At 66.5% G+C, this 12,756-nt stretch carries 14 protein-coding genes; 12 read left to right on the top strand and 2 right to left on the bottom strand.

Annotation, left to right across the window (positions count from 1 at the left end):
* Positions 1-1,002, top strand: a 1,002-nt coding sequence (locus tag K3F48_RS07280; RefSeq protein WP_305080288.1) for an SbcC/MukB-like Walker B domain-containing protein, incomplete at its 5' end; no start/stop codon positions are given.
* 31 nt (positions 1,003-1,033) lie between these two features.
* Here K3F48_RS07280 and K3F48_RS07285 read toward each other — a convergent pair.
* Positions 1,034-2,530 (bottom strand): undecaprenyl-phosphate glucose phosphotransferase, encoded by a 1,497-nt coding sequence (locus tag K3F48_RS07285; protein WP_370631369.1) that lies wholly within the window; start codon positions 2,528-2,530, stop codon positions 1,034-1,036.
* Between the two features lie 372 nt (positions 2,531-2,902).
* Here K3F48_RS07285 and K3F48_RS07290 point away from each other — a divergent pair, with 372 nt between their 5' ends.
* From K3F48_RS07290 to K3F48_RS07300, 3 genes are read left to right on the top strand one after another with little or no spacing between them, the layout of a single operon-like run.
* Complete coding sequence (locus tag K3F48_RS07290; RefSeq protein ID WP_370631374.1) at positions 2,903-3,421, top strand: HNH endonuclease; 519 nt, start codon at positions 2,903-2,905, stop codon at positions 3,419-3,421.
* A gap of 9 nt (positions 3,422-3,430) precedes the next feature.
* Entirely contained in the window at positions 3,431-3,922 is a 492-nt protein-coding gene (locus tag K3F48_RS07295) for a hypothetical protein (RefSeq protein WP_222574766.1), read from the top strand.
* An 11-nt stretch (positions 3,923-3,933) separates the two neighbouring features.
* A complete protein-coding gene (locus tag K3F48_RS07300) occupies positions 3,934-4,431 on the top strand; it encodes a hypothetical protein (RefSeq protein ID WP_222574767.1) in 498 nt (165 codons plus the stop codon).
* Between the two features lies 1 nt (position 4,432).
* Here K3F48_RS07300 and K3F48_RS07305 read toward each other — a convergent pair whose 3' ends face one another.
* Positions 4,433-5,980: a helicase HerA-like domain-containing protein gene (locus tag K3F48_RS07305; protein WP_222574768.1), complete on the bottom strand. Its 1,548-nt coding sequence runs from the start codon at positions 5,978-5,980 to the stop codon at positions 4,433-4,435.
* Positions 5,981-6,407: 427 nt separating this feature from the next.
* On the opposite strand from K3F48_RS07305, the gene K3F48_RS07310 reads away from it, so the two are divergent.
* The 8 genes from K3F48_RS07310 (at position 6,408) to K3F48_RS07345 (ending at position 12,680) form a co-directional block, all read left to right on the top strand.
* Positions 6,408-7,034: an SCO family protein gene (locus K3F48_RS07310; protein WP_222574769.1), complete on the top strand. Its 627-nt coding sequence runs from the start codon at positions 6,408-6,410 to the stop codon at positions 7,032-7,034.
* Positions 7,035-7,138: 104 nt separating this feature from the next.
* Positions 7,139-7,912 carry a M48 family metallopeptidase gene (locus K3F48_RS07315; RefSeq protein WP_222574770.1) on the top strand — a complete coding sequence of 258 codons (774 nt, stop codon included), beginning with the start codon at positions 7,139-7,141 and terminating at the stop codon, positions 7,910-7,912.
* Between the two features lie 134 nt (positions 7,913-8,046).
* On the top strand, positions 8,047-8,496 hold the full coding sequence (locus K3F48_RS07320) for an ArsC/Spx/MgsR family protein (protein ID WP_222574771.1): 450 nt from the start codon (positions 8,047-8,049) through the stop codon (positions 8,494-8,496).
* A 33-nt stretch (positions 8,497-8,529) separates the two neighbouring features.
* Complete coding sequence (locus K3F48_RS07325) at positions 8,530-9,477, top strand: bifunctional enoyl-CoA hydratase/phosphate acetyltransferase (protein ID WP_222574772.1); 948 nt, start codon at positions 8,530-8,532, stop codon at positions 9,475-9,477.
* Positions 9,474-10,670, top strand: a complete 1,197-nt coding sequence (locus K3F48_RS07330; RefSeq protein WP_222574773.1) for an acetate/propionate family kinase — start codon at positions 9,474-9,476, stop codon at positions 10,668-10,670. Before K3F48_RS07325 ends, K3F48_RS07330 begins: the two co-directional genes overlap by 4 nt.
* Before the next feature lie 73 nt (positions 10,671-10,743).
* Positions 10,744-11,826: a phenylalanine--tRNA ligase subunit alpha gene (pheS, locus tag K3F48_RS07335; RefSeq protein ID WP_222574774.1), complete on the top strand. Its 1,083-nt coding sequence runs from the start codon at positions 10,744-10,746 to the stop codon at positions 11,824-11,826.
* 17 nt (positions 11,827-11,843) lie between these two features.
* The gene (locus K3F48_RS07340; RefSeq protein WP_222574775.1) at positions 11,844-12,131 is read left to right on the top strand and encodes a hypothetical protein; all 288 of its coding nucleotides are present in this window, start codon (positions 11,844-11,846) and stop codon (positions 12,129-12,131) included.
* Positions 12,132-12,143: 12 nt separating this feature from the next.
* Positions 12,144-12,680: a hypothetical protein gene (locus tag K3F48_RS07345; RefSeq protein WP_222574776.1), complete on the top strand. Its 537-nt coding sequence runs from the start codon at positions 12,144-12,146 to the stop codon at positions 12,678-12,680.
* The last annotated feature ends 76 nt before the right edge of the window (positions 12,681-12,756 follow it).

Consider the following 12,756-nt stretch of genomic DNA (forward strand, 5'->3'; position numbering starts at 1 on the left):
GCCGCGCGCCGCCGCGCGGCGGCGGATGCGGCGCAGGCCGCCGCCGGTCGCGATCTCGTTCACGCCGCGCAAGCGCTCGACAGCGCGCAGCGGCAGGCGGAGGCCGCCGCGAGAGAATGCGTCGATGCGCTGGCGGCGGCGCAGATCGACGCAGACTCCGCGCAGGCGCTGCTGAGCGTCTCGGCGCAGGAGCGCATCGCGCTTCGCGCGCGGGTGGAGGCGGCGCAGGCCGCCGCCGCCGCCGCCGCGACCGAAGCCGCGGCGCGTTCGCGCGATCTCGACGAGGCGCTCGCCGCCGGGCGGCCCGAGGAGAGCGTCGAATTGCTGGAGGAGCGACGCGCGCAGGCCGAGGAGCGGCAGCAGCAGCTGGCGCGCCGCCTCGGCGAGATCGGCGCGACGCTCGCCGCCGACGACCTCGCCCGCGGAAAAGCCGAGACGCTTCGGCTCGAGATCGCCGCCGCGGAGGCGACGCAGAAGAGCTGGGCGGAGGTGGACGCCGCCATCGGCTCGGCGAATGGCGACAAGTTTCGCCGCTTCGCGCAGAGCGTGACGCTGGAGCGCCTCGTCGCCCTCGCCAATCGCCATCTCGAGAGCTTGACGCCGCGCTATCGTCTGGAGCGCTCGGCGAGCGACGTCGCCGATCTCGGCCTGCAGATCGTCGACCGCGAGCTCTGCGACGAGCGGCGCTCGACGCGCTCGCTGTCGGGCGGCGAGCGATTTCTCGCCTCGCTATCGCTCGCGCTCGGGCTCTGCAGCCTCGAGGGACGCGACTCTTTCGTCGACACGCTGTTCATCGACGAGGGCTTCGGCACACTCGATCAATCGACGCTCGACGTCGCGATCGACGCGCTGGAGCGCCTGCAGGGGCAGGGACGCAAGGTGGGCGTCATCAGCCATGTCGAGTCGCTGCGCCAGCGCATCGCCGTGCAGATTCGGGTGGAGATGCGCGGCGGCGGCCGCAGCGCGGTGCGCGTCGACGCGCGTTCGGCCGCTTTCGTGTGAGGCGGGGCCCAAGAGCCACGCGCGCCTATCCTCACAGCGCGTTGCGATAGGCCTTCTTCGAGAAGACGGTCATGAAGATGATCCACAGATCGAGCGGCAGCGACCAATGGTCGATGTAATAGAGATCGTGCTCGACGCGCGCGCGGATTTTCTCGGGCGAGTCGATCTCGCCGCGCAGTCCATTGACCTGCGCCCAGCCGGTGATGCCGGGCTTCACATTGTGGCGGCGGGCGTAGAGCGCGATCTCGCTCTCGTAGAGCTGGTCGTGCACGAGCGCATGCGGGCGCGGACCGACGAGAGACATGTCTCCGCGCAGCACATTGATGAGCTGCGGCAGCTCGTCGATATTGTAGCGGCGGATGAAGCGGCCGACGCGCGTGATGCGAGCGTCGCCGGCCGTCGCCTGAGTCACGTTGCGGCCGTCCTCCATCGTCGTCATCGAGCGGAATTTGGCGATGCGGAAGGGCTCGCGGTTGAAGCCGTAGCGGCGCTGGAAGAACAGCACAGGGCCCTGGCTGTCCAGCTTGATCGCCATGGCGACGAGCAGCAGCAGCGGCGACAGGACGACGAGGCCGAGCGCGGCGAGGACGACATCCGTCGCGCGCTTGGCCACGATCTCCAGCGCGTCATGCGGCCTCCCATTGAGATTGAGGCTGGCGATCGCGCCGATCTTGTTGACATGGGCGTCGACGAAACGGTCGAGCACGCGCTCGGGGCCGAGATGAATGGAGGCGGGCACACGCAGGAAGGCGGTGACGCAATTGTCGATCACATCGGGGCGTGACCAGGGCGCGAGGATGAACACATCGTCGGGCCGCAGCATGCGCGCCGAGGCCTGGGCCAGCGCCAGATCGTCGCCGAGCGCGTCGGGCTCGTCGCGCAGGGCGACGGCGGCGACAACATTCATGCCGCTCTTCCACGGATGGTAGCGCTGCGTGAACGCCTCGATCTCGCGCTCGAAGCCGACGAGGAAGACGCGCCGCGCCGACACGCCGCCACGCTCGGCGCTGCGCTTGACCAGCAGCACGAGGCTCGCGCGTTCGACGTAGATGGCGAACATGCCGATGGCGTAGAACAGCACGAAGGCGGCGCGCGAGGATTCTTCGGTCGCCTTGGCGAGAAAGCCGAACGCGAGCGTGCACAGCACGGCGACGGTCCAGAGCATGAAGCAACGCCAGCCATGTCCGGCGAAATCAAGGTAGTTCTTGATCGAATATTCGTGCCGCATGACATTGGACAGCACGAACAGGATCGCAGCGAACAGGCACAGACGCAGATTGGGGAGCGTCAGCCCGGTCGAGCTGTAGGCGAAGCTGTGATAGAGCGACTCGCAGCCGATCGCGCTCCACAGCACGATGGCGAAATCGAGCAGCGCCGCCATCACGGAGAAGGACGCCCGCACGAGAGCGGTGTTGTGTCCGGGCATGGCCTGCGACCAGCCGGAACGGCGTGCGGCGACATCCTGCTCGCCAGGGATGCGCCCGCCCTGCGGCGGGGACGGAATGGAAAGATCGGCGAAACGCGACACGGCCTGCCTCCAGCCCGATGATTCGGAGCCGTGCCGATTTGAAGCAAATTGCCGCAATCGGCCGGCGTTCGGCCGAAAGACTGCAAGCCATGCGCCCAGCGCCGGCGAAAGCATGCGGCGGCGTTCGGCGGGCGCGGGCCATGAGGAAACGTAAACTACTGGTATAAATGGCTATTTTTCAGCGAGGCGGGGCTCTGGCGGCAGAATCCCTCGGCCGCGGCGCGAGGAGCCTTCACAATGGCGTCATCCTGCCTGTAGACTATGGAAGGCATCGGGAGCTGGAGGGGCGGTCCGGCCGACTTATTCGAGAGGGCTGAGGTGAGCGTTCACTTTCGCCAGTCCATTGTCTCGCCGCAGGCCTGTCCTGCGCTGGTGCTCAACGCCGACTATCGGCCGCTGAGCTATTACCCTCTTTCGCTCTGGGGCTGGCAGGACGCGATCAAGGCCGTGTTCCTCGACCGGGTCAATATCGTCTCGGAATATGACAAGACGGTCAAAAGCCCGACTTTCGAGATGCGGCTGCCCTCGGTGGTCTCGCTCAAGTCTTATGTGCGGCCCTCGCGCCATCCGGCCTTCACGCGCTTCAACGTCTTCCTGCGCGATCGGTTCACATGCCAATATTGCGGCCAGCGGGACGATCTGACCTTCGACCATGTGATCCCGCGCTCCAAGGGCGGGGCGACCACTTGGGAGAATGTCGTCGCGGCCTGCTCGGCCTGCAATCTGCGCAAGGGCGACCGCCTGCCGCATGAGGCGCACATGATACCGGCCCAGCCTCCGTTTCAGCCGAGCGTCGCCGATCTGCATCGCAACGGCCGGCTGTTTCCGCCCAATTATCTGCACGACAGCTGGCTCGATTATCTTTATTGGGACTCCGTGCTGGAGCCCTGAAGGACATCTATGCTGCGCCGTCTCGTCGTGATCGCCTTCGGCTTCGTCATTGCCGCCGGGGCCGGAATGGTCTTTCTGCCGATCGCCGCCCTCTTCGACGCCTCGACGCGCGAGGCGGGGCTCGCCGTGATGATCGACGGCATTTTCGGAATGATGGACGGCGACATCGAGGCGAACGCTTCAGCGGCCTTGGCTCTCGGTCTGTTTCTCTGGGCGGCGGGTCTCGCCGTCTGCGTCGCGCCGCTCGGCTTCGTCGCGCTGATCGGAGAGGCGGCCGGCGTGCGCGCTTACGCCTGGTATGCGGGCGGCAGCGGAATTCTCGCGGCGGCCGCGCCCTGGATTGCCCGCGCCGCGCGCGGCTCGGCGCGGGCGGGCGAGATGAACGCCGCCGAGGCCCGATTCGCGCTGCTGTTCTTCCTCGCCGGGGCGCTGACGGGAAGCATCTATTGGCTGATCGCCGTGCGCGGCGCAGGCAGGGAGGCCCGTCGAGACCATAATTGAGGAATATATCTATGACTTTGCTTCGGCTCCCCGTCTCGCTCATGGTCTTCTACGCGGTTCTCTCCTCTGCGCGCGCGCAGAATGGAGACGACGATCGCTGGCGTTACGACGCGAGCGAAGACATGGCGTCCCTGGTGCGCGCCGCGTCCGAAGGAACCGATCTCGTCGGACGCTTTGCGTTCAATTGCCGGCTCCATTCGGGAGAGGTGGAGGCGACACTCCTCCTCGACAAAGCCGATCTGGCCGAGATCGGGGAGCTCATAAAAAGGGACGATTATCCGGCGTTCGAAATGCTCCCCGATCAGAAGGGCGTCGACTTCAAGATCGAAAGCAGTCCGATGTACGGCTGGATCTTGATCTTCAACGTCGACGCGGCGTCCGAATTCATGCGCTCCTTCGGGCGGAGCGGGGAGCTGCGCTATCGTCTCGACAAGACGTCGCGCCGCTATGGAACAACGGCCGGAAAAACGGATGCCGCAGCCTTCGTGGAGGCGTGCAGCAAAACATAGATCAGCGCGAAATTCCCCCGAGCACGCCGCGCAGCACTTCCTTCGCCACCTGCGTGCCGATGGAGCGCGCCGCCGACTGAACGGCGGAGCGCAGCGCGATCTCGCCGGTCGAGAGGCGCTTCGGGTTCGCTCGCTTGAACAGCCCGCCGACGAGACCGCCGAGCATTCCGGTGAGCCCGCCGCCGGAGGAGGCGCCGGCCTCGATCGGCGCGCCGCCGGCCGGCCCCGCGCCCGCCGAACGCAAATGGGTCTCGGCGCGCTTCTGCAGCACCTCGTAAGCCGATTCACGGTCGACGGCCGTATCATATTTGCCGCGCAAGGAACTCGCTTCCAGCACGGCGGCGCGCTCTTGCGGCGTGATCGGCCCGACGCGCGCGGCGGGCGGGGCGATCAGCACGCGGTCCACCATCTCCGGCTTGCCCTTGGCGTCGAGCATGGAGACGAGCCCCTCGCCGACGCCGAGTTGCATGATCGCTTCCGACGTGTCGAAGGCCGGATTGCGCCGAAACGTCTCGGCGGCGGCGCGCACCGCCTTCTGGTCGCGCGGCGTGAAGGCGCGCAACGCATGCTGCACGCGATTGCCCAGCTGGCCGAGCACCGTGTCCGGCACGTCCAGCGGGTTCTGGGTGACGAAATAGACGCCGACGCCCTTGGAGCGGATGAGCCGCACCACCTGCTCGATCGCCGTGAGCAGCGGCTTCGGCGCGTCTTCGAACAGAAGATGCGCCTCGTCGAAGAAGAAGACCAGCTTGGGCTTGTCGAGGTCGCCGACCTCGGGCAGCTGCTCGAACAGCTCCGACAGCAGCCACAACAGGAAGGTGGCGTAGAGGCGCGGCGCGCGCATCAGCTTGTCGGCGGCCAGAATATTGATGACGCCGCGCCCGTCGCGATCGACGCGCAGGAAATCGGCGATGTCGAGCGCCGGCTCGCCGAAGAATTTGTCGCCGCCCTGCGATTCGAGGCTCAGCAGCTGGCGCTGGATCGCGCCGATCGACGCGGGGGCGACATTGCCATATTTGGTCTGCAATTCGCCCGCATGTTCGGAGACGAAGGTCAGCGCCGCGCGCAGATCCTTCAGATCCAGCAGCAGCAATCCCTGCTCGTCGGCGACGCGGAACACCACATTGAGCACGCCTTCTTGAGTTTCGTTGAGCTCGAGCAGCCGCGCGAGCAGCAGCGGCCCCATCTCGGCGATGGTGGCGCGCACCGGATGTCCCTGCTCGCCGAAAATGTCCCAGAACACGACAGGAAAGCGATCCGGCGCATAGGCGAGGCCGATCTCGAGACAGCGGTCGACGAAGGCCTGGCGCGGCTCGCCCGGCTGCGACAGGCCGGCGAGATCGCCCTTCACATCGGCCAGGAACACGGAAGTCCCGGCGTTGGAGAAGCCTTCCGCGAGGCGCTGCAGCGTCACTGTCTTGCCGCCGCCGGTCGCGCCGGCGATGAGCCCATGACGATTGCCGAGCGCGAGAGTGAGATACCGATAGACGCCGTCATTATTGGCTCCGACCAGGATCTTGCCGGGAACGGCATTCGCATCTTCGCACATGTCTTCGCGCCTCTCGTCCGGACGGCCGCTCGGGAATCGGCCGGGCGCTCATATATAGCTCGAGAGCGTCGGCGCGGTCGCGTTTTCGGCGCGGGCGTGCCAGTCCTTTTCGCTGCGGCGCGGCGCCGGCCGCCACGACCTGGAGCGGAGGGGAGCAGCGACAAGGGAACCGGCGACAAGGGAACCGGCGACGCTTGGCGAACGCTGCTCCGCAGGCTAAGTTCCGCGGCGAAGAGAGCCTCGACGACGCTCCGCGGTCCGGCCGCCGAGGGCCGACGGGCGCATCCACGCCGACGCGGGGCGGCGGCAGGACACAAAAGCTGCGGCGCTCGTCGAATGGAGCGCGCTCGGCCCCTATCGTAATCGCTGATCGAATCGACGCGCGACAAGCACGACACGAACGAGAAAATCCACGGGAAGAACGCCGATGTCCAAGAGTTTCGCCAAGGGTTCGCAAAAGAGCCGCGCCAAGAGCGGCAAGCTTCCGAAGCTGCCGCTCCTCGCGATCGGCGGCGCGTGCCTCCTGGCCTTCGCCGCGCTCGTCGTCGTCACCAGCCTGAAGCCGCCGCCGCCGCCGGCCTCCGCCATCGGCGGGCCGTTCCGCCTCGTGGCGCAGAATGGCCAGGAGGTGACCGAGAAGGATTTCCTCGGCCGCCCGTTCCTCGTGTTCTTCGGCTACACGCATTGCCCCGACATCTGCCACGCCACTCTGTTCGAGATCTCGGAGGTGCTTCGCGAGCTCGGCCCCGACGCCAACGCCGGCGCCTTGTTCATCACCGTGGATCCAGAGCGCGACACGCCGGCGGTGATGAAAGATTATCTCGCCAATTTCGATCCGCGCATCGTCGGCGTCTCCGGCGACCGCGCGGCGATCGATCCGGTGCTGCGCGAATATCGCATCTATTCCAAAAAGGCCTCGGACGGCGCCGGAGATTACGCGGTCGATCATACGACGGTGGTCTATCTGATGGACAAGAACGGCCGCTTCGTCAGCTCGTTCAACATCTCCCGCAAGCCGGCGGAAGCCGCGCGCGATCTGCAGCGTTATCTTTGAGCGTGAGACGGCGATAGCGGCGAAAAGGCAACGCCTCCGATTTTTTTCGCAGGGCCCGCAGTTCGCTCTCGCGACGCGCGGGCCCTTTGCGTTAGCATCGCGCCATGCTTCGAATCACTCGCGATGGCATCGCCAAGACCGCCGGCTCCTCGGTCATTACCGTCTCGCATGCGGGCGAGACGATCGCCGTGTCTCTGAGGCGCTCGGCCGCCGCGCGACGCTTCACCCTGCGCGTGCGCTTCGCGGCGCGCGACGCCGTGCTGACGATGCCCTCACGCTCGTCTCTGCGCGAGGCGCGGGAGTTCACCGAGCGGCACGCCGCATGGATCTCCGCGCGCTTGCGGCGGCTGCCCGACATCATTCCTTTCGAGCATGGCGCGATCGTGCCGATGCGCGGCGTCGATCATCGGCTCACGCATCGTCCCGATGCGCGCGGCACGGTGTGGGTGGAAACCCATGATGTGAACGAGCGCGGCGACGCCGCATCGCTCCTTTGCGTCGCCGGCGCGGCGGAGCATATGCACCGCCGCATTGTCGATTATCTGAAGCGCGAAGCGCGGCGCGACCTCGAGGAGGCGGTCACCCGTCACACGCGGGCGCTCGGCCTGCCGCCGCGCGGCGTCGGCCTGCGCGACACGGTGAGCCGCTGGGGCTCCTGCTCGGCGTCCGGCTCGCTGAATTTCTCCTGGCGTCTCGTGATGGCGCCGTGCTTCGTGCTCGATTATCTCGCCGCGCATGAGGTGGCGCATCTCCAGCACCTCGATCATTCGGCGCGCTTCTGGGCGCTCGCCCGGCGGCTCTGTCCCGAGACCGAGCGCGCCGAAGCCTGGCTCTCGGCGCATGGGGCGCATCTGCACAAATATGGCGCTGCGGAATAGCGCGCGACGCCGCGCGGAGAGGCATGGCGATCCGAAATTCGCCACAAATATGAATCGGCCGTTCCGCGTCGCACAAATCTGTGCTATGCTCTAGCCTAATCCTTCGTCGGGATCGGTCCTTTCCGAGGTGACGCATGGCCGACGTGATTTTCTATGAAAAGCCCGGTTGCGCGAGCAATGCGCGGCAGAAAGCTCTCCTCGTCGCCTCGGGCCATTCGCTCGATGTGCGCAATCTTCTTTCCGAGCCGTGGAGCGTCTCCAGCCTGCGGCCCTATTTCGGCGAGACGCCGGTGCGGGATTGGTTCAATCCCGCAGCGCCGCGCATCAAATCCGGCGAGATCGACGTCGAGAAGATCACGCCCCAGGCGGCGCTGGTCATGATGATCGTCGACCCGATATTGATCCGAAGGCCGCTGATCAAGGTGGGCGGCCGCTGCGAGGCGGGGTTCGATTCGGAGCGGATCGGCGCATGGATCGGCCTCACGTCCAGAGAGAAGCGCGTCGACGACCGCTGCTCGCGCGCAGCGGCGGCGGCGCTGAAGTCCGACAGCGGGACGGAGGACGCCTCCCCGTCCGGCGACTGACGCGCCGCGCATCGGGCAAGTCGGGAGCGGGAGATGCTGTTTAGCCGAAGCGACGCGCCTGCGTGTCGCGCCTTCTTCGACGATCTGCTCGAGCGCTGCCGCGTTTTGCCGCCGATCCGGCTCGGCGTCGTGCATCCTTGCGACGCGATCTCGCTGCAGGGCGCGCTCGCGGCGCGCGACGCCGGCCTCGCGACGCCCGTGCTCGTCGCGCCGCGCGCAAAGCTGGCCGCTGTCGCCGGGGCGGCCGGGATCTCGCTGGCGGGCGTCGAGATCATCGACGCGCCGCACAGCCACGCCGCCGCCGACCGCGCCGTGGCGCTCGTGCGGGAAGGCGAGGTCGAGGCCCTGATGAAGGGCTCGCTCCACACGGATGAACTGATGGGCGCCGTGGTGCGCGAGGGCTCGGGCCTGCGCACGGAACGACGCATCAGCCATGTCTTCGTGCTGGACGTGCCGAGCTATTGCAAGCCGCTGCTCGTCACCGACGCCGCCATCAACATCGCGCCGACGCTCGCGGACAAGCGCGACATCGCCCAGAATGCGATCGATCTCGCTCATGCGCTCGGCATCGCGCGTCCGAAGCTGGCCGTGCTCTCGGCCGTCGAAACCGTCGATGCGAAAATCCCCTCGACGATCGAAGCGGCGGCGCTGTGCAAAATGGCCGATCGCGGCCAGATCACCGGAGCCGAAGTGGACGGGCCGCTCGCCTTCGACAACGCCATTTCGCCAGAGGCGGCCAGGGCCAAGGGAATCAAGTCGAGCGTCGCCGGCGACGCCGATATTCTGCTCGCGCCCGATCTCGAGGCCGGAAACATTCTCGCCAAGCAGCTCGTCTATCTCGCCGGCGCCGAGGACGCGGGCCTCGTGCTCGGCGCCCGCGTGCCGATCGTGCTGACGAGCCGCGCCGACGGCGTGAGAGCGCGCGTCGTCTCCTGCGCCCTGGCGCAGCTCTTCGCGCATCGGACCCTGGAGGCGGTGTGAGCGGAGTACTGCTCGCGCTCAATGCGGGCTCGTCCAGCCTCAAATTCGCGCTGTATGAGGCGGCGACGCTCGCGCCGCTGTGTCGCGGCGGCGTCGCCGGGCTCGGCGAGACGGGCCAGCCCGCCCATTTTTCCGCGCATGGTCCCGAAGCGGGCAAGCTTTCGGCGCTAGCCTCGCTCGCGCCCGACATCGATCATGAGGGCGCGGCGCGCTGGCTGATCGACGCGATCGCCGCGCGCCAGCCGGAGCTGGAGCTCGCCGTCGTCGGCCATAGGGTGGTGCATGGCGGCGCCGAATTCGACCGGCCGGTGCGGGTGACGCCGGACATTCTGCAGCGCCTTTCCGCCTATGCTCCGCTCGCGCCGAGCCATCAGCCGCATAATCTCGCGCCGATCCGCAGCCTGCTGGCGAGCCGGCCCGATCTGCCGCAGATCGCCTGCTTCGACACCGCCTTCCATCGCACGCAGCCGCGCCTCGCCCAATTGTTTCCGCTGCCGCGCGCCTTCGCCGAGCGCGGCGTCTTGCGCTACGGCTTTCACGGTCTCTCCTATCAATTCATCGCCGAGGAGCTGCGGCTACTGCGCGGCGAGCGCGCGCAGGGCCGCGTGATCGTCGCGCATCTCGGCCATGGCGCGAGCCTCTGCGCGATGCGCGGACTCACGAGCGTCGCCACCACAATGGGCTTCACCGCGCTCGACGGGCTGATGATGGGCTCGCGCAGCGGCGCCATCGATCCGGGCCTGCTGCTGCATCTCATCCTCGAGGAGGGCATGACGGCGAAGGCCCTGCATGAGCTGCTGTATAACGAGTCTGGCCTGCTCGGCGTGTCCGGAGTCAGCGACGATCTACGCGCGCTCGAGGCCGATGCGTCGCCGGCCGCCGAGGAGGCGATGGCGCTGTTCGCCTATCGCGCCGCGCGCGAGATCGGCTCGCTGGCGAGCGCGGTCGGCGGGCTCGACATTCTGGTCTTCACCGCCGGCATCGGCGAGAACTCTCCCGCCATGCGCGCGCGCATCTGCGCTTTTCTCGGCCATCTCGGCGTGGCGATCGACGCCGAGGCCAATCGTCGCGGCGCCGCATCCATCGGCGCCGCCGAAGCCGCGGCGGAGGTTCTGGTCCTCGCGACCAATGAGGAGGCGGTGATCGCCGAGGCCGCCCAGAGGCTCTGGCGCGAGGGCGCCGGGGAGCCCTGAAGCTCCGCGTTCTCGACATCCATCCCCGAGCATGGCAGAACCCGCCCCAGCAATTTCACGCGTGGCGGAAACAATGACGGATATCGCTGAACTCGAGACGCAGACATTGGCGGCGATCGCGGCGGCGGCGGACGAGGCGGCGCTCGAGGCCGTGCGCGTCGGCGCGCTCGGCAAGAAGGGCGGCATCTCGGCCCTGCTCTCGACGCTCGGCAAGATGTCGCCCGACGAGCGCAAGACCGAAGGCGCGAAGATCAATGCGCTGAAGGACAGGGCGGCCGAGGCGATCGCCGCGCGTCGCGACGTGCTGCAGGCCCAGGCGCTGGAAAAGCGTCTTTCCGCCGAGACGCTCGACGTGACGCTGCCCGTGCAGGAAACCGGGCAGGAGCTCGGCCGCATCCATCCGATCTCGCAGGTCATGGACGAGCTGACGGCGATCTTCGCCGATATGGGATTTTCCGTCGCCGAAGGGCCGGACATAGAGAGCGACGATTACAACTTCACCAAGCTCAACTTTCCGGAAGGCCATCCGGCGCGGGAGATGCATGACACCTTCTTCTTCGCGCCCGGCGAGGGCGGCAAGCGCAAGCTCTTGCGCACGCATACGAGCCCGGTGCAGGTGCGCACCATGCTGAGCAAGGCGCCGCCGATCCGCGTGATCTGTCCCGGCCGCACCTATCGCTGCGACAGCGACCAGACCCATACGCCGATGTTCCATCAGGTCGAGGGGCTCGTCATCGACGAGACGACCCATATGGGCCATCTGAAATGGGCGCTCGAAGAATTTCTGAAATCCTTCTTCGAGGTGACATCGGTGAAGATGCGCTTTCGCCCCTCCTTCTTCCCCTTCACCGAGCCGTCGGCGGAGGTGGATGTGCAGTGCCGTCGCCAGGGCGGCGACATTCGCTTCGGCGAGGGCGAGGATTGGATGGAGATTCTGGGCTGCGGCATGGTGCATCCCAATGTGCTGCGCAATTGCGGGCTCGATCCGGACAAATATCAGGGCTTCGCCTTCGGCGTCGGCATCGACCGCCTCGCCATGCTGAAATACGGCATGTCGGACCTGCGGGCCTTCTTCGAGGCCGATGTGCGCTGGCTGACGCATTATGGCTTTAGGCCGCTGGACTTCCCGACGCTGGCGGGGGGATTGAGCGGGTAGCGCAGATGGAGGCGAGGATGATGACCTTACCTGAAGTCGAAAAAGTCGTCACGCAAGTTCTACGAGAGCAGTTTCGTGATGAATTTTTGAGCTCCGATGTCACGCCGGAAGACGATTTCGATGGCGAACCTGTCATTCGTGTTCTGGCCCATCTCAAGAAGCGCGTCGACAACGTGGATGAGCTATACCAGTCGGTGAGCGCAATTCGTGACGTGCTCATCACAGCAGGAGACAGCCGTTTCGTATTTCTCGACCAGGACTACCCTGGCTCGGATGAGGAATACGAGGAAGAAGAGATCGATTAGGGTCCGCAACACATGACGATGGCGGAAGCGCTTTTGGACCTCGCGGAGGAACTCGCAGGAGGGGACATCGGGGGCTCCTCCGGCGACAAGACGCGTCGCGCGGTTGTTCGCAGGCGCGCCATAAGCACGGCCTATTACGCCGTTTTTCACGCGCTGACCCGACTGTGCGCCAAAGAGCTTGTTGCGGGCTCGCCGCCCGGCAGTCAGGAGTATGAGATCGTTTACCGCGCTCTGAACCACGGCTCCCTCAAAGAGGCTTTCAACAAGGAACCTCTGAGAAGCAATCCTGCACTGAAGGAAATCGGTAATCGCGTGATCGAGCTGCAAACAGCGCGCAACCTCGCCGACTATCTGCCGATCGGACGATTCAACCGGATTCGGGCCGCCGACGAAAAAATTCGTGGTGACGACGGTAAGATGAGGCCGCCGAGCATATCGTGCCGCAAGCTGGTTCAAGCGGCCCGATCGACATTGAAGCTGATAGCCGATCTATCGTCGGACGACCGGAGAACGCTGGCTGTCTATCTCATCCTCAAAAGTCGCACATGATGAAAGTCGCCAGACATCGGCGTCGCCAGCATGCTGTGCGGCCAGGAGGCGCCCGGCGCCACGCCGCCGCGCGCTG

Origin of the sequence: Methylosinus sp. Sm6, assembly GCF_019802345.1 — a bacterium.
GTDB lineage: Bacteria > Pseudomonadota > Alphaproteobacteria > Rhizobiales > Beijerinckiaceae > Methylosinus.